The following is a 19,433-nucleotide window of genomic DNA, read 5'->3' on the forward strand; positions in this document are numbered from 1 at the left end:
CGCTCTTGGATCGACTCACGCTGCGCTCCCGCCCTGGAAGGCGCCTGCGAGCCATAGGCCGGTGCTGAGCAGCGCCGCGACGACTCCCATCACGAGCGCCGCCCGCCCGAGCGACCGCGCCGCGAACACCCAGATCACCGCGGCCGCCATGATCGCGAAGCTCGCCAGCGTCGCCGTCGACACCGCTTCGGCTCTTGGTCCGGGCAGGACGAGGGCGAGCCAGCCGCTCGCAAGTGCGGCGATCATATAACCGCCCAGGATCGCCAGAAGCACGCGCGCGGCGATCGCCAGACGACAGGCGAGAGCCGGGTGCACCCGGGCGCGCACGGCATCAGCGCTCATGGCGTCACCTCTCGTTGCCGTGATCTCATGCCGGCACCTAAGCGCGGCCGTCAGGGGGACGCAACGGCTATGTTCCGGAATAATTCCAAAGCGCGCAGAGGTGCTTAGAATACTTCGCACCGTCACGGGCTGACCCAGTCGGCGGGTCGGCTGAACCCGATCAAGCCGCCGGCAGGTCGATGCGGAGAACGGCCGCCGCCTGGACCGGATGGCAGCCGCCGTGCCTGCGGGCTCAAGCACCGTCCCGGAAGGGGGCAACCGGCCTCAGGTCGGACGCGACGATGCGGGGACATTCCGATCCGCCTGCGCCGGCGACTTCCATCCTGCGCGAACACGCGGTTTCAAGAGCTGGCGCTGGTTTCCTCTCCGATGGGGGTTGCCGTTTCACCCTTCACGTTCGGGATCGTCGCCCGGTCGATGCCTGTCCGCCACACGCCCGCCCTTCCCGTCTGCGGGCGAACGGATTCACGCATCGGTCCTGGCAACAGACGTCGCATTCCTCGCCCCCCCACAGGACAGGGAGCCTACAGCGCATCCGTGAGCCGAGATGTGAACAGTCTCCCGCGAGTGGGAGCTGCGTCAGCCAAGTACGGTATGTGAAACCGATAGCCCGCAGAGGGGGAGGAAACGCGCAGGGCCGGCCGCTGGCATCATCCGGCGGGCCGGTACGAGACAGGGCGGCACTCACTCTGCGTCCGATGGAAACGCGTGAAGAGCGCACTGACCGTCCGAGGGGGTGCTTTGGCAGCGATCACGCCAGTTGCCGGTGAAGCCTGCCTGCCGGCGCCCCGTTCTTCCCCGACGGCCGCAGCCCGAGCCGCGTCGCGGTGGTTCAGCGCCCGGGTTGCGCGGCCACATCGCCTTGATCGGATCTGCGCAGCGCCGAAACTGCATCCTGAGCGCTCGGCGGCAAATCGGATCCGGCTCCAGGTCGGACACGGGATGCCGGCGATTCGGCAGCGGGTCGGGTCACGGTCCGATCGCGTTCGGTGCCCCGGGCGTAGCCAGCATTGATGCCCGCGTAGAACCCCGTGAAGTCTCCGGCGTGGGCGCAGCCGGAGATCATGAGAAGGACCATCGAAAACAGGACAGGACGCATGGCGGACCCGAAACACGAAGGACGGCGGCCCCATCGGAACCGCCGCCCTCCAATCTTGTCATGGATCGCGGCGGCAGAACGACCGCCGCGGGTCCGTCAATCTTCGACGTTGATGCTCTGGGCCTCGCGACCCTTCTGCCCGTCGACCACGGCCAGGGTGACCTGTTGACCCTCGGCGAGCGACTCGAGCCCGGCGCGGGAGAGTGCCGAGCGGTGGACGAACACGTCCTTGCCGCCGTCATTGACCGACACGAAGCCGAAGCCCTTGGCCGGGTCATACCACTTCACCGTGCCGCTCATCTCCACCGACGGGCCGCCCGCGAAACGGCCACCGCCACCACCGCCGCCGCCACCGCCGCCAGCTCCGTAGCCACCGCCGCCGCCACCACCGTAGCCGCCTCCGGCACCGCCAACACCGCCGGGGGCGCCGCCATAGCCGCCTGTGCGCGGCCGGAACTCACGCCGGGGCGCAGGCGCCTCGGCCGTGGACGTGTCGACGCTGGTGACGCTGGTCACCTGCGGGCCCTTCTGACCCTGGGCGGTGGTCACGGTCAGGCGGGTACCCGGCATGAGATCCGCGTGGCCGGCGGCCTCGACGGCGCGGATGTGGAGGAAGGCATCGCCCGAGCCGTCGCCCAGCTCGACGAAACCGAAACCCTTCTCCTTGTTGAACCACTTGACGGTGGCATCACGTTCCGGCCCCGACGCCACCGGCGCTGCGCCGCGGGCCGGACCACGGTCGAACCCGCCGCCTCCGAACCCGCCGCCACCGCCGGCGCCGCCTCCGAAGCCGCCGCCACCGTACCCACCACCGAATCCGCCGCTGGGGGGTGCCTGGTCAGGCCATCTCGGCTCGCCACTCTCGTCGAAGCCGCGCTTCTGCGGCCCCCTGAAATCACGACCACGTCCCATCGAAAGCTCGCAAAAACCGTCCGCCGCCCTAAATTCCGAATACCGCGTGCGCGCCATCCCAGACAGCCCACGCCCCGCACTATCATTACCCCAGGTCGCGGTAACCAAGAATAACGCCCCAGTCCTGACGCAATCGGGCCTTGACCGCAAGGACCTTCTTGGCCCAGACGCGCCCATTTCGTTACTTTCTTGCGGTAAACAACGCAGGCGTGCGAAGCCCTCCGGCACATTCATTCACATGCGAGAAACCGCATTAGCGAAACGCAAACGCTGGCACGCTAGGGTCGAAAACGCGTCCCGCACTGCGCTCGGCCATGATCGCGACACCGACCTTTCCCGATCTCTCGGCCCTCGTCGTCGATGAGAGTCTCTACATCCGCCGAATCGTGCGCGACATGCTGATGCGCGTCGGCATCAAGCGCGTCCTCGAAGCGCCGGACGGCGCCGAGGCCCTGGGCGTGCTCGCGGAGAGCAAGCCGGACATCAGCATCATCGACTGGGACCTGTCGATCCTGTCGGGCGAGGAATTCATCCGGCTCGCGCGCACGCCCACGACCTCGCCCTGCCCGACCATCCCGATCATCCTGATGCTCGCCCAACCCCGCCGGAACGTCGTCGACCGGGCGGTGGCGCTCGGGGTCAACGAGATCATCGCCAAGCCGTTCTCGCCGAAGACTTTGTGGTCCCGCCTCGACGAGGTGATCAACCGGCCGCGCCCCTATTCGCAGGTGAAGAGCCTCCTGCGGCCGATCCCAAGACGGGCCGGCATCATGAAGGCCGTCGCCTGACACCTGTCACGATCGGACGTTGCAGTTCCCCGCCGAGCCTGTAGGGTCACGGATTAGCTCAGGCCGAGCGCAACGCTCCCGGCCGACCCGAAGGACCGACGGCCGCGCCGATGAGGGACGAGACCGCCGCGGCCGCGCCGTCCCGAATCCAGCTCGGCGCAGCGCCGCACCAGCCGCCGGCCGGGCTCCCGGGCCGCGAGCGCCGTCGCCCCGCCTACGCGGCGCTCGACCTCGGCACCAACAATTGCCGCCTGCTTATCGCGGAGCCCACCTTCTCCGGCTTCCGCGTCATTGACGCGTTCTCCCGCATCGTCCGGCTCGGCGAGGGCCTCGGGACCTCCGATCGGCTTAACGAGGCGGCGATCGAGCGGACGGTCGAGGCCCTGCGCATCTGCCGGACCAAGATGCAGACCCGCGGTGTGCAGCGGGCCAAGGTGATCGCCACGGAGGCGTGCCGGCTCGCGGTGAACGGGGCGGCCTTCGTCGAGCGCGTCCGCCGGGGGGTGGGCCTCGACCTGGAGATCGTCGACCGCCAGACCGAGGCCTATCTCGCCGTCACCGGCTGCGCGGCCCTGGCCGATCCGCTGGCGGAATCGGTGGTGATCTTCGATATCGGCGGCGGCTCCACCGAGATCGCGTGGCTGGACGGTGCCGCCGCCAACCCCTCCACCGACCCGACCCTGCGGATCCGGGCCTGGGATTCCCTGCCCGTCGGCGTGGTCACGCTGGCCGAGCGCCACGGCGGTGCCGAGGTCACCCGGCGCATGTTCGAGGGCATGGTCGAGGAGGTGGCCGGCAAGCTCTCTCCCTTCGCGCTCCGGGCCGCCGCGGCCGCGACCGCGCCCCATTTCCATCTGCTCGGCACGTCGGGCACCGTCACGACCATCGCGGCGATGCACCTGCGGCTGGCGCGCTACGAGCGGCGGCGGGTCGACGGCCTGTGGATGAACGACGACGATGTCACGACCGCGATCGACGATCTCCTGGATACCCGGCTCGAGCAGCGGGCCGACAACCCGTGCATCGGCCGCGACCGGGCCGATCTGGTGCTCGCCGGATGCGCGATCCTGGAGGCGATCCGCCGGGCCTTCCCGTCCGAGCGCCTGCGCATCGCCGACCGGGGGCTGCGCGAAGGATTGCTGATGAACATGATGCGCGAGGACGGGGTCTGGATCCGGAAGGCCGTGCGATGAGGGCATCGCGATGAGCGACCGGCGCGGCGGCGCGAGTTCCGGCGGCGGTGTGCGCGGGGAACTGAAGCAGCGGGTGAAGACCGGCCGTGGGCGGACCCTGTCGCAGAAGCGCTGGCTGGAGCGGCAACTCAACGACCCATACGTGGCCCGGGCCAAGCGCGAGGGCTACAGGTCCCGGGCGGCCTACAAGCTGATGGAGATCGACGAGCGCTACAAGCTGCTGAAGCCCGGCCAGCGGGTGGTTGATCTCGGCGCCGCCCCGGGGGGCTGGTCGCAGATCGCCGCCCGGGCGGTGGGTCCGTCGGGTCGGGTCGTCGGCATCGATCTGCTGGAGATCGAGCCGATGGCGGGGGTGGACTTCATCACCCTGGACTTCCTCGATCCCGAGGCCCCCTCCCGGCTGACCGCCTTGCTCGGCGGCCCGGCGGATCTTGTGCTGTCCGACATGGCGGCCAACGCCACGGGCCACAAGAAGACCGATCACCTGCGCATCATCGGCCTCGCGGAAACGGCCGCGGTGTTCGCCCGCGAGGTGCTGGGTCCGGGGGGCGCCTACCTCGCCAAGGTGCTCCAGGGCGGCACTGAACACGCTCTGCTGGCCGACCTCAAGCGGGACTTCGCGACCGTCCGCCACGTGAAGCCGGCGGCGAGCCGGGCGGATTCGAGCGAACTCTACGTCCTGGCCACAGGCTATCGCGGGACGCCGGCCGGTGTCCCGGCCCCCGACGGGGACTGAGCCAAACGGCGATGCTGGTCGCCTGGGCGTTGGCGCAGTTCAATCCCGCGCCGCTGCGCCTGCGCCGGCTCGGCTACGTCCGGCAGAGCGGGCTGCTCCACGCCCGATCCCGGCGCTGCCGCGCCGCCTGGACGCCGCACCCGGAGCGTGCGCGCGGCGTGGTCGCAGCCGCCGCGGCGGCGACGCCGCAGCGCGGGCTGGCGGTCGTCATCGGCTCCGGACTCCTCGACGACGTGCCCCTGGATCGTCTCGCCACCCTGTTCGAACGCGTCAGCCTCGTGGACGCGGTCCATCCCTGGCCGGCGCGGCTCGCGGTCCGACGCCACGCCCATGTGAGCCTGGTGACCGCCGAGATCGGGGCCGGCCTCGCCGGGGACCTGGCCGAATGCTGCGCGGGCGCAGATCTCATCGTCTCGGCCAACCTGCTCTCGCAGATCCCGATCGTGCCGCTCGACGCCTACGAGGCCCGGGGATGCGCGGCGCCTTCCCAGCTCGGGGCTCAATTGATCGAGGCCCATCTCGCGGCCCTGGACGCCTTTGCCCGAACCGCCGGACGGGTCTGCTTAATCACCGACACCGTTCAGCGCGAGGAGGATCGCGCAGGGAGGATCACCGACAGCCTCGACCTGATGTTCGGGGTCGCCCTGCCGCAGCCGGAAGCGGCTTGGGATTGGGAGATCGCGCCCTACGGCGAGATCGGCCGGCATCACCGGCTGGTCCACCGGGTCCATGCCTATCCGGACTGGCGTGCGGCCCGCCGCTGAGCGGCGTGGACAGAAAAGGCCGCCCCGATTTCCCGGGACGGCCTTTTTCAGTTCCGTCGTTGGCGTCGTCCGCTCACTCGGTCGGTGCGTCCTCGGAGGGCGTGCGCGCCTCCCCGTCTTCCGCGGCACTCTCGAAGCGCGGGCGGCGGCGGCGGCGCGGCTTGGCCGCCGGAGCCTCCTCGGCACTCGCCTCCGGCTCCGGGATCGCGTCCGGCGGCTCGGCGGCTTGTACGGGGCGCGCAGGCGCCATCAGGAACGCCGGCAGGCCGCTCGGATCCTCGGCAGCCACGACGGGTGCGGCCTCACGGCGGCGCTCGCGCCGCGGGGCGGCCTCGCGGCGCGGAACGCCCTCCGATCGGCCCTCGGCTCGGGGCTCCTGCCGGTTGTCGGACCGCGGCTCCGATCGTGCCTCTGTCCGCGGTGCCTCGCCGCGTCCGGTGTCGTAGCGGTTCTGGTCGCCGCGCAGGTCCTGACGGTTCTCGGAGCGACCGTCCTGCCGGTTCTCCTGCGCACTCTCCTGGCGCGTGTCCTGGCGCGTGTCCTGCCGATTATCCTGGCGATCCTGCCGAAAATCCTGCCGGCCGTAATCCTGGCGGTCCTGCCGGTTGACCGGACGGTCCTGACGATAATCAGGGCGCTGGTAATCGGGCCGCTGATAATCCTGGCGCGGCTGATCCTGACGCGCCTGATCCGGCCGGCGGTAATCCTGCCGGCCGGTGTTGTCCCGGCCGTTGTTGTCGAAGCGCCGCTGGTCGCGGTTCTGAAACCGGTCCCGGTTCTGGCGGCCGTCCTGCTGGTTGGACTCCGCGCGGTTGTCGTAGGGCTGGGGCTGTTGGCCGGGATCGCTGTCGTCGTAGCCGTTGTAGGCGTGACCGTTCTGGGACGCGCCGTTGCCCTGCCCGTCCTCGTCGCCCTCGTCCATCTCGTCGTCGAAGCTTCGGCTGGCGTAACCGCCGGTGTTTGCCGGGCGGGTCTGCTCCTGAGCACCAGATACAATCCGGAAGTAATGCTCACCGTGCTGGAAGTAATTTTCGGCCGCTACTGGGTCACCAGCCGCCAGAGCGTCCCGCGCAAGCTGCGCGTATTTGTCGGCGATGTGCTGCGGGGTGCCACGAATTTTGACATCGGGACCGTTGGATTCGTACGAACGCGTCAGCGGGTTCGGACCTTTCGGCCGGTTCCGGCCGCGCATCCGTCGATTCTGATTTGGTCTCATTGGTCTGTAATGACCCTCGTTCACGCAAACGACTGTCTTCAGGAGCGCCCGGCAAAGATCTCGAGACGCAGACCGGTCAAGCGCACCCGGCGGCGCCGCGCGTTCAGCCGCATTGCGACCGTCGCGTCAGTCTGACCATCCCTCGCACCGCGTGCCCTCACCGGGCACCGGAAACCAGCTGATTGTCAGGTTCGAGTGTTGCCGAACCGCCGCGCCATCACGCGCGCTCTGGTTCAACGTCTGGGGGATCAGCAAACCCATCGACGACCAGCGTGCATCGCTGACCGTACAATCGTCCGTCTTAACGAACGGTTCGCGATCTTCAAGCCGACACTAGCGTTCCCCGGCTGATGCAACAAGCATTTTTTCGACGGTGAAGCGTCGACCCTTACTTAGGCTTCCGTGTCGCCGTTGGGAAGACCGAAGCACAGGACCCTGTCGTTGGCCGCCAGGTCGCGGGTCAGGCCGCGATCCGAGAAGCCGGCCGCGAGGGCGAGACGGCGCACGGCCGCCGCCTGATCGTAGCCGATCTCCAGGGCGAGCGTCCCGCCGGGGGCGAGCAAGTTCCCGCCGTGAACACCGTCGAGAATGCGCCGGTAGGCGTCGAGCCCATCCGTCCCGCCATCCAGGGCCGCGATGGGATCATGGGCCCGGACCGCCCGGTCGAGGGTCGGGATCACGGCGCGCGCGATGTAGGGGGGATTCGAGACCACGAGGTCGAAGGCGCCCTGGACCGCATCACACCAGTCCGAGACCGCGAAGGCCGCCCGCTCGCCGAGCCCGTTCGCCGTGGCGTTGTGGCGGGCCACCCGCAACGCACCGAACGCGCGGTCGAGGCCGATCCCGGAGGCGCGGGGAAGCTCGCTGAGGAGCGCCGCCAGGATACAGCCGGACCCGGTGCCGAGATCGAGGCAGCGCAGGGGCGCATTCCGGTCCGGCGCAGCGGCGAGCGCGGCCTCGACCAGGATCTCGGTATCCGGCCGCGGGACCAGGGCCTCCGGCCCCAGCCGGATGGGCAGGCCCCAGAATTCCCAGGTCCCGAGGATGCGGGCCACGGGCTCCCCGGACAGCCGCCGCGCCAGGGCAGCGTCGAGGGCGGCGGCCTCGTCGTCCCCCAGGGGCCGTTCCCCGTCGAGGAGGAGGTCGCGGGCTTCGATCCCGAGGATACCCAGCACCAGAAAGCGGGCATCCCCGGACACTCCGTCGAGACCGCCGGCCTCCAGGACGGCCACGCAGTGCCGAAGGGCCGCGCGGCGGGACAGGCCACGGCTCGATCCGGTCGTCACGACGGCGCTCAGGCCATGCCCTCGGCGGCCAGCAGCTCGGCCTGATGCTCGGTGATCAGGGCATCCACCACCTCGTCGAGGGCCGTGCCCGCCATGACCTCCTCCAGCTTGTAGAGGGTCAGGTTGATCCGGTGATCGGTCACCCGGCCCTGCGGGAAGTTGTAGGTGCGAATCCGCTCGCTGCGGTCGCCGGAGCCGACCTGCGCCTTGCGGTCCGCCGCCCGGGCGGAATCCTTGGCGCTGCGCTCGGCATCGTAGAGCCGCGCGCGCAGCAATGTCATGGCGCGGGCCCTGTTCTTGTGCTGCGAGCGCTCCTCTTGGACGAACACGACGATGCCGGTCGGCAGGTGGGTGATGCGGATCGCCGATTCCGTCTTGTTGACGTGCTGGCCGCCCGCCCCCTGGGCGCGCATCGTGTCGATCTTCAGGTCCGCATCGTTGACGTGGATGTCGACCTCCTCGGCCTCCGGCAGCACCGCGACGGTGGCGGCCGAGGTGTGGATGCGTCCCTGGGTTTCGGTGTCGGGCACGCGCTGCACCCGGTGGGCGCCACTTTCAAACTTGAGCCGGGCGAACACGCCGCGCCCCTTCACCTCCGCCACGACCTCGCGGAAGCCGCCGACCGTGCCCTCGCTCTCCGAGATCACCTCGACGCGCCAGCCCTTCGACTCGGCGTATTTCGCGTACATGCGGAACAGATCCCCCGCGAACAGCGCCGCCTCGTCGCCGCCGGTGCCGGCGCGGACTTCGAGGATCGCGCTCTTCTCGTCGGCGGCATCCTTGGGCAGGAGCAGCAGCTGGAGGTCGCGATGCGCAGCCTCCAGCGCGGCCTGCGCCTCGGGCTTCTCGTCGGCCGCCAATGCCCGCATCTCAGGGTCGGTGCCGGGCTCGTCGATGAGAGCCTCGACACCCGCGAGGTTCTCCAGGGCTGCCCGATAGAGGCGGATCGCCGACACGACCGGATCGAGGTCCGAGAGCTCGCGCGAGAGCTGGACGACGGTGTCGGGATCGCCCTCGCCCGTGGCGAGCTGTGCGGTGACGAAATCGTGCCGCGCCAGGATGGCGTCGAGGCGCTCGGTGGGGAAGGGGATCATCGCCCGTGTTTCTGCAGGTCAGTGCGCTTTGGTCCAGCCGGGGCGCGGCTCACGTCTCGAGCGCGGAAGGGCGCGGCTCGCCGGGTCTTCGACCCGGCACGATGTCCTCCCCTCCCCGCCCTGCCGATGCGAGGGCGGAAGCCGCGGCGCGCCGCCCGGAAGCGCCGTGGCGTTGCCGTACATCCCCGGCCGAATGTTCGGCAAGGGCCGGCCTTAGATAGGGATGCCGCGGGCGTGCGCGAAGGCGGTCAGCGCCGGACGCAGGGAATCGCCGTCGTGCATGCGCGCCATTTCGGCATCGATGAGTTCGGTCACAGCGTCTGCGTCGAGGCCCAGCACCATCGCCTTCACCGGTCCGATGGCGGCCGGCGACATGGATAGATCCCGGTAGCCGAGGCCGATCAGCGCCATGGCGTCCAGCGGCCGCCCGCCGATCTCGCCGCAGACCGTCACCGGACAGCCGGCGGCGTTGGACCGCTCAGCGATCAGCCGGAATGCCCGCAGGGCCGCGACGCTGAGCGGATCGAACCGGTTGGCGACGCGCCGGTTCTCCCGGTCCACCGCGAACAGGAACTGCATCAGATCGTTCGAGCCGACGGACAGGAAATCGGCCTCCTGGGCGATCTCGTCGATCTGAAACAGCAGCGAGGGCACCTCGATCATCGCCCCGAGCTTGCACTCGCTCGGAAGCCGGTAGCCGTGGCGCTTCAGGTAGGCCTTCTCGCGCTCCACGATGCCGCGGGCACGCACGAACTCGTCGACAGTGGCGACCATCGGGAACATGATCTTGAGCGGGTCGCCGTCGGCGGCCTTCAACAGCGCCCGCAACTGCATCCGCAGCAGAGCCGGCCGGTCGAGGCCGATGCGGATCGCCCGCCAGCCCAAAGCCGGGTTCTCCTCCTCGAGCTTGGCCATGTAGGGCAGGATCTTGTCGCCGCCGATATCGAGGGTCCGGACCGTCACGGGCTTGCCGGCCGAGGCCGCGAACACCTTGCGGTAGAGGTCCTGCTGCTCCGCGGCCGACGGCATCCGCTGCGCCACCATGAATTGCAGCTCGGTGCGGAACAGGCCGACGCCCTCGGCGCCGGTCTCGTGCAGGTGGCTGAAATCCACCAGCAGCCCCGCATTGAGGTGCAGGCCGACCCGCACCCCGTCGCGGGTCCGCGCCGGGACGTCGCGCAGGGCCCGGTACTGCTCCTGCCGGCGGGCGCGCAAGCGCACCATCTCGGCATAGGCCGCCTCGATCTCGGGGCCGGGCCGGACGTGGATCTCCCCCGCGACGCCGTCGACGATGATCGCATCCCCGGCGTCGCAGAGCGCCGTGGCGTTCTCCACCTCGCCCACTGCCGGGATCCCGAGCGCTCGGGCGACGATTGCCACGTGGCTGGTCGGACCGCCCTCCTCCAGGACGATGCCGCGGAGCGTCGAGGCCTCGTAATCCAGCAGCGCCGCCGGCCCCATCGTGCGCGCCACGAGGATCGCGTTCTCGGGCAGCACCAGCACCCCCGCCGCCTCGGGGCCGATCAGGGCGCGCAGCAGCCGGTTGGCGAGGTCGTCGAGATCGTGCAGGCGATCGCGCAGATACGGATCGGATTGGCGCATCATCCGGGCGCGGTTGTCCGACTGGACCCGCTCCACGGCGGCCTCGGCGGTCAGGCCCGAGGCCACCGCCTCGCGCATCCGCCGGAGCCAGCCCTTGTCGTGGGCGAACATCCGGACGGTCTCCAGCACCTCGCGGCTCTCCGCGGTGCCGATCCGGTCGCCGCGCTCGACGAGGGCGTCGATCGCCGAGCGCACCTCCTCGATCGCCTCGTCGAGGCGCGCGACCTCGCGCTCGACATTCTCGGCGATCAGCGTCTTCACGACGACGCGGGGCTCGTGCAGCACCACGTGGCCCAGGCCGATCCCGTCGGCGAGCGCGATGCCCCGGGCCAGGACGGGGCGCCGGGCGGCGGTGCCGGCATCGGGCGCCAGGCCCTCCAGCTCGCCCGAGGCGATCATCTCCGAGAGCACCATCGCGGTGGTCTGGAGCGCCTCGATCTCCTCCTCGGAATAGACCCGGTAGGTCTTGTTCTGGACGGTCAGGACGCCGAGGGTGTTGCCGGCGCGCAGCAGCGGCACGCCCAGGAAGGCGTGATACGCCTCCTCGCCGGTCTCCGGGCGATACGAGAAGGCCGGATGGTTCTGGGCGTCCGAGAGGGACAGCGGCTCGGCGTTGCGGGCGATAAGGCCGACCAGGCCCTCGTCGGCGCGCATCCGGGTCTGGTGAACCGCCTCGCGGTTCAGGCCCTCGGTGGCGAACAGTTCGAGGGTGTTGTCGTCCCGCAGCACATAGACCGAGCAGACCTCGGCCACGACGTTGGCGGCGATCAGGACGACAATGCGGTCGAGGCGCGCCTGAGGGCTGACCGGCTCCGCCATCGCTTCGCGGAGGCGGCGCAGCAGCAGGCGCGGGCCTCCGGGCGCAGCGGGCATCGGTTCGTCGTTCCAGTGTCGGTGAGCGGCCTTGGCGTCGACCACCCTGCAACCTTGGCGCCAAGCTCGGGACGGCCGGCGCCGGATGGACCGTGCCGCAGCCGCCAGACGCGCTCTGGGATCGGCGAAACGGTCCGCGACTGTTCAGCTCACACCACGCGACCCGATCGACACCGCGTCGTCCCAGGCTCAGGCCTGATCCAGGCCGTATAGCGAGTGGAGCGTGCGCACGGCAAGCTCCGTATAGGCCGCCTCGATCAACACGGAGAACTTGATCTCCGAAGTGGTGATCGCGCGGATGTTGATCCCCTTCTCGGCGAGTGCCCGGAACGCCTTGGCGGCCACGCCCGCGTGACTGCGCATGCCGACGCCGATCGCCGAGACCTTCACCACGTCGGTCGCGCCCTCGATCTGGGCGTAGCCGATCTGCGTCCGCGCCTCGTCGAGGATCATGCGGGCGCGCTCGTACTCGGCGGACGGGACCGTGAAGGTCATGTCGGTGGTCGACTGATCGCCCGACACGGTCTGGATGATCATGTCGACGTTGATGTTGGCGTCCGCCAGCGGCCCGAAGATCGCGGCGGCGACGCCCGGACTGTCCTTGACCTTGCGCAGGGTGATCTGCGCCTCGTCCCGGGAGAAGGCGATCCCGGTGATGATCTGCTGTTCCACGATGTCGTCCTCGTCGCAGATGAGGGTGCCCGGGCGCGCGGCGTCCGGCGGATCGAAGGAGGAGCGGACCGTGGTCGGCACCCGATGGACCATGGCGAGCTCGACCGAGCGGACCTGCAGCACCTTGGCGCCCAGGGAGGCCATCTCCAGCATCTCCTCGAAGGTCACCCGCTCCATGCGGCGGGCCTTCGGCACGATGCGCGGGTCCGTGGTGTAGACCCCGTCCACGTCCGTATAGATGTCGCATCGCTCGGCCCCGATCGCCGCCGCCACCGCCACCGCCGAGGTGTCGGAACCGCCGCGGCCCAGGGTCGTCACCCGGCCGGTCTCGGCATGGATCCCCTGGAAGCCGGCGATCACCGCCACCTCGCCCTTGGCGAAGCCGGCTTCGAGATTCGTCGGGTCGATCTCGGCGATGCGGGCCGAGCCGTGGGCGTCCGAGGTTACAACCGGGATCTGCCAGCCCTGCCAGGAGCGGGCCTTGATGCCGTCCTTCTGGAGCGCGATCGCCAGGAGGCCGGCCGTGATCAGTTCCCCGGAGGCCACCACCGCATCGTATTCCCGGGGGTCGTAGAGCGCGTTCGCGTCCTTGACCCAATCGACCAGCTCGTTGGTCTTGCCCGACATGGCGGAGACGATCACGGCCACCTCGTAGCCGGCCGCGACCTCGCGGGCGACATGGCGCGCCACGTTGCGGATGCGCTCGACGTTGGCGACGGAGGTGCCGCCGAATTTCATCACCAGACGGGGCATGGTCTCTCGATCGCGGTTCCCGATGGCGACGGGGTGGAACCCGCCGCGGCGACGGGCCGGGACCCGCCGCGGGTCGGTCCGAAGGGTGCCCGGCGGGTACAAGCGGCTCGATGAGGTGTCAACAACCGGCCAAGCATGGCGCGCGCGCGCCGCGGCGACTTACCCGGTGTCGTCATGATAAGGCGCGGGCGGACCTCTGAGGACGGAACGCGCATGGACAGGGCAGCCACGGACCACCGCACCGGGGGCTTCGTCGACCGCGGCGAGGTCGCCCGTTTCGACGCCCTCGCCGCGACTTGGTGGGACGAGGCCGGCCCGATGCGGGTGCTGCATCGGTTCAATCCCGTGCGGGTCGCCTTTATCCGGGACGCCCTCTGCCGCCGTTACGGGCGCGATCCGCGCGCACCTTTTCCGCTCGACGGGCTCGCGATCTGCGATGTCGGGTGCGGCGGCGGCGTGCTGTCGGAGCCGCTGGCCCGGCTCGGCGCAACCGTGACGGGCCTCGATCCGGCGGAGCAGAACATCGCGGTCGCACGCGCCCATGCGGAGGCGGCCGGCGTGCCGGTCGATTACCGCGGCGAGACGATCGAAGCCGTGGTTGCCGCCGGAACCACCTTCGACGCCGTGCTGATCATGGAGGTCGTCGAGCACGTCTCCGACATGCCGGCCTTCGTGCGCACGGCCTGCGCGGCCGTGAAGCCCGGCGGGATGCTGTTCGCGGCGACGCTGAACCGGACGCTCCGCTCCTTCGCCCTTGCGATCGTCGGGGCCGAGTACGTCCTCGGCTGGCTGCCCCGGGGCACGCACGATTGGGCGAAGTTCGTGACGCCGGAGGAATTCGGCCGCGCGATCCGGGCGGGGGGGCTCGATGTCGCCGATACGGTCGGGGTCGTCTACAACCCCCTCACCGACGGATGGCGCACCGGCCGGGACAAGGCGGTGAACTACATGGTCGCGGCCGAGCACCGGGGCTGAACCGGGATGCCGCTTCCGCCGTTGGGATCGCGGCGGAGGAGACGGCGATGCTCGAGAAGATTCCCAGTGCGGTCGGCGAGGCCCTGTCTGGCCTGAAGGCCGGCATGGAGAAGACGGCCTTTCACGCGGACTTTCCGGACATCCCGGCCACGATCACCGTGAGCAGCCCGGCCTTCGCCGACAGGAGCGCCATGCCTGTCCGCTTCACCGCCGACGGCGAGGGGCTGTCACCGCCGCTGACCTGGAGCGGCCTGCCGGTCGGAACCGCGTCGGTGGTTCTGCTGGTCGAGGATGCGGGGAGTCCGACGCCGCAGCCGCTGGTTCACCTCATCGCGTGGAATCTGCCCCCCGATCTCGCCCAGATCGGCGAGGGCGCCGTCTCCGATCCCAGCCCCGGAAAGACCCTCCCGCTCGGCAAGAACAGCTTCCTGCGTGCGGGCTGGCTGCCCCCGGATCCCCCGAGCGGACACGGACCGCACGAGTACGTGTTCCAGATCTACGCCCTGCGGCAGACCCTCGATCTCTCGGACGAGCCGGGCCGCGGCGCGCTCCTGAAGGCCATGGACGGCCACGTTCTGAGCAAAGGCGTGTTCATCGGGACATACGCCCGGGCGTGAGCCCACGAACTTGAGCCGCTCAGCGACTGGTCGGCCCTGAACAGGCTTGCGCCCCCGTCGCGTTGTTCCGCGTCGGCCGTGCCTCTAAGGTCTTCCTCAGCTTCCCCGGTCCGGGCAGCACCGTCGAAACGATAGCGGAGAGCGGGCCTGTGGGGGTCGACGCGCGGACGAGGCGACGGGGCAGCGAAAGCGTGGCGCGCACGCTCGCCGCTTCGGATGTCGGCACCTGGGAATGGCATGGCGCCGACGAGATCCTACGCTGCGACGCGGTCGCGGCCGCGATGCTGGGCGTGCCACCGGCCCGGAACGATCGCGGCGCGACCTTCGCGCGGCTCCTGGATCGCGTCCACCCCGGGGATCGGCTTCGGATCGGCGCCCTGATCGACGATCGCCTTCGCCAGGGCGGCCTCTTCGTGGCGCAGTACCGAACCGTGCCGGAACCGGACGACGTCCGATGGATCCTGGCGCGCGGCCGCTTCGGCCGGGACCGGGAGGGTCGGGTGAGCGAGGCGCGCGGGATCGTCATCGACGTGACCGCGAGCCACGGCGGGGGCTTTCTCGACGAATCCGCCTTCTGCGACCCGGACAAGTCGTCGGTCGGCATCGACCGGGTCGCCGGGCTGGCGCTGACACTGTTCGAGTCGGCCGAATCGGAGCTGCACCACCCGCCATTCGAACGCCTCAAGCCGTTGCTCGACGTGCTGCTGCACGAGATCGGGCGCCAGCTGGTGGAGACGTCGCCGGCCGCGAACCTCGACATCATCCACTGAGCGACGTCGCGGCCGCGCCTTGCCTTGCCGGGGCGAATCCTGTTATGGCGGCGCCATCCCGCGATGCGTATGCCGTGATCGCTGGACGCGCTCGCGCGTCCTGCCCCTCGGCGGCGTTCCCGATATCTCACCCATGGACGGCCCTCCGGGCTCGAGAGACCGATGAAGATCCGCAACTCGCTCAAGTCCCTGCGCGGCCGCCACCGCGACAACCAGCTCGTGCGCCGCAAGGGCCGGGTCTACGTGATCAACAAGACCCAGAAGCGCTTCAAGGCCCGCCAGGGTTGAAGGCTTTCGGCCCGGCCGCGGTCGGGCAAGGGCAGCCGCTCCCACACGGGCGCGGCTGCTTTCGCGTGCGCGGCACCGCGGCACGTTGACGGGTCTGTCGGCGGCGCACACTCTGGCGTCATGATTCCGACGCGCTGCCTCGCCGCCCTGGTCTTTCTTTCGGCCGTCAGCGCCGCGACGCCGGGGGCGCTGGCCGCGGCCGACGCCGGGCGGCCCAACCGCGCGGCGCCCGAGGCGAAACCTGCGCCGAAGCCGCCGAGCCTCGACGACCTGTTCGCCCGCCTGCGCGCCAGCGAGGATCCGGTCGAGGCCAAGGGGATCGCCCGGCTCATCGAGCGGCGCTTCGCCGGGTCCGGCAGTGCCACCGCAGACCTGCTCACGGACCGGGCCCGCCAGGCCGTCTCGGCGCACGAGTTCCCGCTCGCGGCCGAGCTGATGGACCGGGTCACGGCCCTGGAGCCCGACTGGTCCGAGGGATGGAATCGGCGCGCGACGGTGTTCTGGCTCCTGACCGACAGGGATGACGCCATCGCCGATCTGAAGCGGGCGCTGGTCCTGGAGCCGCGCCATTTCGAGGCCTGGGCCGCCCTGGGCCGGATCTACGAATCCCAGGACGATAAGGTGCACGCGCTGGCGGCGTTCCGCCGGGCCCGGTCACTCTATCCGCAGATGGACAAGATCGGCGAGGCGATCGATCGTCTCGCGCCGGAGGTCGACGGCCGCGACCTGTGACCCGGGTGCTCGGAATCGTGCTCGCCATCCTGGCGCTGCCCATAGCGGCGGTGAGCCTCATCCTGGCTGTCGGCGCCGTCATCAGCCTCGTGATCAGCCTGCGGGTCGGCGCGGAGTATCCGCCGGCCGGGCCCTTCGTCGACGTGACCGGCGGGCGCCTCGCCACGATCCAGGACGGGCCCGCGGGCGGGGTCCCGATCGTCCTCCTGCACGGTGCCTCGGCCAATGCGTCGGACCCGATGGAGGGCATCGGCCGCCGCCTCGCGGCCGGAGGGTTCCGGGTCATCGCCTTCGACCGGCCGGGATTCGGCTGGAGCGACCGGATCGCCGGCGCCGAGGCCGCGGCGCCGACCGTGCAGGCGCGGCTGATCGCCGAGGCGCTGGCCAACATGGGTGTCGGTCCGGCAATCGTGTTCGGCCATTCCTGGGCCGGTTCGCTGGCACTGGCGCTGGCCCTCGATCACCCGGAGCGGGTCTCGGCCCTCGTCCTCGCCGCACCTGTGGCGATGCCGATGCCGGACCGCATGCCGGACCTGCCGTGGTACTGGCGGCTCGCCGTGACGCCGCCGGTGGCGTGGCTGCTCAGCCGCACCATCGGCCCGCCGCTGGCGCAGCGTTTCCTGCCGGAGGCGGCGCGCCGGGTCTTCCGGCCGCAGCCGGAGCGGCCGGATTACCCGCAGGCGGCCCGGGCCGCCCTGGTCCTGCGCCCCGGGACGCTGCTCGCCAACGTCCAGGATCTCCTGGGCCTGACCACGGCGCTCGCGGCGCAGAGCCCGCGCTACGGCGCGATCCACGTGCCGACCCTGGTGATCTCCGGCGAGGCCGATCCGATCGTGCGCAGCGACCTTCAGGCGGTGCCGCTCGCGCGCGCGATCCCGGGGGCGCGGCTCGTGCTGCTGCCGGGGATCGGGCACATGCTCCAGTACGTCGCCGCGGAGCGCGTGACCGAGGAAATCGCCCGGCTCGCCGGCGAGACGACCGCGGCCGTGCCGGCTGCCACGCCGTGAGCGGCGGGGTGGCGGCGCGGATCTCAGACAGGTCTCCCTGATCCGCGCCCTCCACCCGACCAAGCGCGATCTTTCGATCGGTTGCCCTGAGCCCTTCGATCGGACGCCGTTGAGTGGCCACGGGCTGCCCTGCGCACAGGACCAGCGGGCGGGTCTTTAAAAACCGGGTCGCATAGGAATCACGCCTTCTCGGCGTGCTCCCGCGTGATGAAGGCGAGCCGGACGAGGTTGGTCGCCCCCGGCGTGCCGAAGGGCAGGCCGGCGACCACGATCACCCGGTCGCCCACCGCGGCGAACTTTTCGCGTACGGCAAACTTGGCGGCACGGAATGACATGTCGTCCACATCGCTGGCGTCCTTCGTGACGATCGGATGGGTGCCCCAGGCCAGGGCGAGGCGCCGCGCGGTCTCCCGCCGGGGCGTCAGCGCGATCACCGTAGCGTTCGGGCGCTCGCGCGAGAGACGCAGGGCCGTCGAGCCGGAACTGGTCCAGGCCATGATGGCGTCGAGGTCGAGGGCGTTGACCATCTGGTGCGCCGCCGCCGCGATGGCGTCGTTGGCCGTGTGGTCGGGGGTCGCACTCTGCGCCCGGATGATCGACCAGTAGAGCGCGTCCCGCTCCACCTGTTCGGCGATCCGGTTCATGGTCTCCACGGCACCGATCGGATGGGCGCCCGAGGCGCTCTCGGCCGACAGCATCACGGCGTCTGCGCCCTCGTAGACCGCGGTGGCCACGTCGGAGACCTCGGCGCGGGTCGGGACCGGCGCGGTGATCATCGATTCGAGCATCTGGGTCGCGACCACCACCGGCTTGCCGAAGCGCCGGGCGCTGCGGGTGATGCGCTTCTGCACACCCGGAACCTGCTCCAGGGGCATCTCCACGCCGAGATCGCCCCGGGCGACCATCAGGCCGTCCGAGATCTCGATGATCTCGTCGAGCCGCGCCAGAGCCTGCGGCTTCTCGATCTTGGCCATCACCAGGGCGCGGCCGGCGCAGACCTTTTTCACCTCGGCGACATCCTCGGGCCGCTGGACGAAGGATACGGCGATCCAGTCGGCGCCGGCATTGAGGCCGGCGTCGAGATCGGCCCGGTCCTTGTCGGTCATGGCCGGCACCGGGATCACCGTGTGCGGCAGCGACACGCCCTTGCGATTCGAGATCCGTCCGCCGACCTCGACCCGGGTCACCGCCCGGTTCTGCGATGTCTCGACCACCGAGAGCCGCAGCTTGCCGTCATCGAGCAGGATCGCGTGGCCGGGCTCCAGGGCCTGGAGGATCTCCGGATGCGGCAGGTGGCAGCGGTTGGAATCGCCGGGGGTCGGATCGCCGTCGAGCACGAAGGCGGCACCGGCTTCGATCATCACGGCGCCCTCCGCGAAGGTACCGAGCCGCAGCTTCGGCCCCTGCAGATCCACCAGGATCCCGATCGGGTGCCTGGCTTCGCGCTCGATGGTCCGGATCGCCTCGACCTTCTCGGGCAGCAACTCCCGCGGCAGATGGCTCATGTTGAGCCGGAACACGTCCACGCCCGCGCGGAACAGCCGCTCGATCATCTCCGGCGAGTCGGAGGCCGGCCCGAGGGTGGCGACGATCTTCGTGCGGCGCGAGCGTTTCAAGCGATATCCTCCGGAATCCTCGGCGCGCGCCCTGGAGGCTCGCCGCGTGGTGATGATGGGACGTGGGTGTGCGCATCCCGGGCGGGGCCGCGCAAGGG

At 70.4% G+C, this 19,433-nt stretch carries 18 protein-coding genes; 10 read left to right on the top strand and 8 right to left on the bottom strand.

Annotated elements, in window-relative coordinates; translation table 11 throughout:
- Positions 1–15: 15 nt before the first annotated feature.
- Together AC3IF3_RS04935 and AC3IF3_RS04940 are read right to left on the bottom strand one after the other, a co-directional pair.
- Positions 16–342 (bottom strand): iron transporter, encoded by a 327-nt coding sequence (locus AC3IF3_RS04935; RefSeq protein ID WP_243965913.1) that lies wholly within the window; start codon positions 340–342, stop codon positions 16–18.
- 1,195 nt (positions 343–1,537) lie between these two features.
- Complete coding sequence (locus AC3IF3_RS04940) at positions 1,538–2,353, bottom strand: cold-shock protein (RefSeq protein ID WP_489227599.1); 816 nt, start codon at positions 2,351–2,353, stop codon at positions 1,538–1,540.
- 314 nt (positions 2,354–2,667) lie between these two features.
- Between AC3IF3_RS04940 and AC3IF3_RS04945 the strand changes: the two genes are divergently transcribed.
- The 4 genes from AC3IF3_RS04945 to AC3IF3_RS04960 all read left to right on the top strand — a co-directional run bounded on the left by AC3IF3_RS04945 (position 2,668) and on the right by AC3IF3_RS04960 (position 5,834).
- Positions 2,668–3,141: a response regulator gene (locus AC3IF3_RS04945; protein WP_243965911.1), complete on the top strand. Its 474-nt coding sequence runs from the start codon at positions 2,668–2,670 to the stop codon at positions 3,139–3,141.
- A 110-nt stretch (positions 3,142–3,251) separates the two neighbouring features.
- Positions 3,252–4,334 carry a Ppx/GppA phosphatase family protein gene (locus AC3IF3_RS04950; RefSeq protein ID WP_489219940.1) on the top strand — a complete coding sequence of 361 codons (1,083 nt, stop codon included), beginning with the start codon at positions 3,252–3,254 and terminating at the stop codon, positions 4,332–4,334.
- 10 nt (positions 4,335–4,344) lie between these two features.
- Positions 4,345–5,070 (top strand): RlmE family RNA methyltransferase, encoded by a 726-nt coding sequence (locus tag AC3IF3_RS04955; RefSeq protein ID WP_489227600.1) that lies wholly within the window; start codon positions 4,345–4,347, stop codon positions 5,068–5,070.
- An 11-nt stretch (positions 5,071–5,081) separates the two neighbouring features.
- On the top strand, positions 5,082–5,834 hold the full coding sequence (locus tag AC3IF3_RS04960) for a hypothetical protein (RefSeq protein ID WP_489227602.1): 753 nt from the start codon (positions 5,082–5,084) through the stop codon (positions 5,832–5,834).
- A gap of 73 nt (positions 5,835–5,907) precedes the next feature.
- On the opposite strand, the gene AC3IF3_RS04965 is transcribed toward AC3IF3_RS04960, so the two are convergent.
- The 5 genes from AC3IF3_RS04965 to AC3IF3_RS04985 all read right to left on the bottom strand — a co-directional run bounded on the left by AC3IF3_RS04965 (position 5,908) and on the right by AC3IF3_RS04985 (position 13,330).
- Positions 5,908–7,026: a DUF4167 domain-containing protein gene (locus tag AC3IF3_RS04965; protein ID WP_489227604.1), complete on the bottom strand. Its 1,119-nt coding sequence runs from the start codon at positions 7,024–7,026 to the stop codon at positions 5,908–5,910.
- 416 nt (positions 7,027–7,442) lie between these two features.
- A complete protein-coding gene (prmC, locus tag AC3IF3_RS04970) occupies positions 7,443–8,336 on the bottom strand; it encodes a peptide chain release factor N(5)-glutamine methyltransferase (protein ID WP_489227606.1) in 894 nt (297 codons plus the stop codon).
- A gap of 8 nt (positions 8,337–8,344) precedes the next feature.
- On the bottom strand, positions 8,345–9,430 hold the full coding sequence (gene prfA, locus AC3IF3_RS04975; protein ID WP_243965881.1) for a peptide chain release factor 1: 1,086 nt from the start codon (positions 9,428–9,430) through the stop codon (positions 8,345–8,347).
- Between the two features lie 213 nt (positions 9,431–9,643).
- Positions 9,644–11,905, bottom strand: a complete 2,262-nt coding sequence (gene ptsP, locus AC3IF3_RS04980; RefSeq protein ID WP_489227608.1) for a phosphoenolpyruvate--protein phosphotransferase — start codon at positions 11,903–11,905, stop codon at positions 9,644–9,646.
- A gap of 189 nt (positions 11,906–12,094) precedes the next feature.
- Complete coding sequence (locus AC3IF3_RS04985) at positions 12,095–13,330, bottom strand: aspartate kinase (protein ID WP_489219946.1); 1,236 nt, start codon at positions 13,328–13,330, stop codon at positions 12,095–12,097.
- Positions 13,331–13,543: 213 nt separating this feature from the next.
- Here AC3IF3_RS04985 and ubiG point away from each other — a divergent pair, with 213 nt between their 5' ends.
- The 6 genes from ubiG to AC3IF3_RS05015 all read left to right on the top strand — a co-directional run bounded on the left by ubiG (position 13,544) and on the right by AC3IF3_RS05015 (position 17,719).
- Positions 13,544–14,305 carry a bifunctional 2-polyprenyl-6-hydroxyphenol methylase/3-demethylubiquinol 3-O-methyltransferase UbiG gene (gene ubiG, locus AC3IF3_RS04990; RefSeq protein WP_489227610.1) on the top strand — a complete coding sequence of 254 codons (762 nt, stop codon included), beginning with the start codon at positions 13,544–13,546 and terminating at the stop codon, positions 14,303–14,305.
- 47 nt (positions 14,306–14,352) lie between these two features.
- Entirely contained in the window at positions 14,353–14,922 is a 570-nt protein-coding gene (locus tag AC3IF3_RS04995; protein WP_489227612.1) for a YbhB/YbcL family Raf kinase inhibitor-like protein, read from the top strand.
- 191 nt (positions 14,923–15,113) lie between these two features.
- The gene (locus AC3IF3_RS05000) at positions 15,114–15,692 is read left to right on the top strand and encodes a PAS domain-containing protein (protein ID WP_489227614.1); all 579 of its coding nucleotides are present in this window, start codon (positions 15,114–15,116) and stop codon (positions 15,690–15,692) included.
- Positions 15,693–15,854: 162 nt separating this feature from the next.
- Complete coding sequence (ykgO, locus tag AC3IF3_RS05005) at positions 15,855–15,980, top strand: type B 50S ribosomal protein L36 (RefSeq protein ID WP_003601867.1); 126 nt, start codon at positions 15,855–15,857, stop codon at positions 15,978–15,980.
- Positions 15,981–16,100: 120 nt separating this feature from the next.
- The gene (locus tag AC3IF3_RS05010) at positions 16,101–16,712 is read left to right on the top strand and encodes a tetratricopeptide repeat protein (protein WP_489227616.1); all 612 of its coding nucleotides are present in this window, start codon (positions 16,101–16,103) and stop codon (positions 16,710–16,712) included.
- Entirely contained in the window at positions 16,709–17,719 is a 1,011-nt protein-coding gene (locus AC3IF3_RS05015) for an alpha/beta fold hydrolase (RefSeq protein WP_489227618.1), read from the top strand. Before AC3IF3_RS05010 ends, AC3IF3_RS05015 begins: the two co-directional genes overlap by 4 nt.
- 179 nt (positions 17,720–17,898) lie before the next feature.
- Here the strand turns inward: AC3IF3_RS05015 and pyk are convergent, their stop codons facing one another.
- On the bottom strand, positions 17,899–19,335 hold the full coding sequence (pyk, locus tag AC3IF3_RS05020; protein WP_489219952.1) for a pyruvate kinase: 1,437 nt from the start codon (positions 19,333–19,335) through the stop codon (positions 17,899–17,901).
- Positions 19,336–19,433: the final 98 nt, after the last annotated feature.

This window comes from Methylobacterium sp. J-118, from assembly GCF_057836565.1.

Excerpts from the sequence above, each read along its gene's own strand:
- AC3IF3_RS04935 (WP_243965913.1), bottom strand. The coding sequence starts at position 342 with ATGAGCGCTGATGCCGTGCGCGCCCGGGTGCACCCGGCTCTCGCCTGT.
- ubiG (WP_489227610.1), top strand. The coding sequence starts at position 13,544 with ATGGACAGGGCAGCCACGGACCACCGCACCGGGGGCTTCGTCGACCGC.
- AC3IF3_RS04985 (WP_489219946.1), bottom strand. The coding sequence starts at position 13,330 with ATGCCCCGTCTGGTGATGAAATTCGGCGGCACCTCCGTCGCCAACGTC.
- AC3IF3_RS04955 (WP_489227600.1), top strand. The coding sequence starts at position 4,345 with ATGAGCGACCGGCGCGGCGGCGCGAGTTCCGGCGGCGGTGTGCGCGGG.
- ykgO (WP_003601867.1), top strand. The coding sequence starts at position 15,855 with ATGAAGATCCGCAACTCGCTCAAGTCCCTGCGCGGCCGCCACCGCGAC.
- AC3IF3_RS04960 (WP_489227602.1), top strand. The coding sequence starts at position 5,082 with ATGCTGGTCGCCTGGGCGTTGGCGCAGTTCAATCCCGCGCCGCTGCGC.
- AC3IF3_RS04950 (WP_489219940.1), top strand. The coding sequence starts at position 3,252 with ATGAGGGACGAGACCGCCGCGGCCGCGCCGTCCCGAATCCAGCTCGGC.
- AC3IF3_RS04995 (WP_489227612.1), top strand. The coding sequence starts at position 14,353 with ATGCTCGAGAAGATTCCCAGTGCGGTCGGCGAGGCCCTGTCTGGCCTG.
- AC3IF3_RS05010 (WP_489227616.1), top strand. The coding sequence starts at position 16,101 with ATGATTCCGACGCGCTGCCTCGCCGCCCTGGTCTTTCTTTCGGCCGTC.
- AC3IF3_RS04965 (WP_489227604.1), bottom strand. The coding sequence starts at position 7,026 with ATGCGCGGCCGGAACCGGCCGAAAGGTCCGAACCCGCTGACGCGTTCG.
- ptsP (WP_489227608.1), bottom strand. The coding sequence starts at position 11,905 with ATGCCCGCTGCGCCCGGAGGCCCGCGCCTGCTGCTGCGCCGCCTCCGC.
- AC3IF3_RS04940 (WP_489227599.1), bottom strand. The coding sequence starts at position 2,353 with ATGGGACGTGGTCGTGATTTCAGGGGGCCGCAGAAGCGCGGCTTCGAC.
- AC3IF3_RS04945 (WP_243965911.1), top strand. The coding sequence starts at position 2,668 with ATGATCGCGACACCGACCTTTCCCGATCTCTCGGCCCTCGTCGTCGAT.
- prfA (WP_243965881.1), bottom strand. The coding sequence starts at position 9,430 with ATGATCCCCTTCCCCACCGAGCGCCTCGACGCCATCCTGGCGCGGCAC.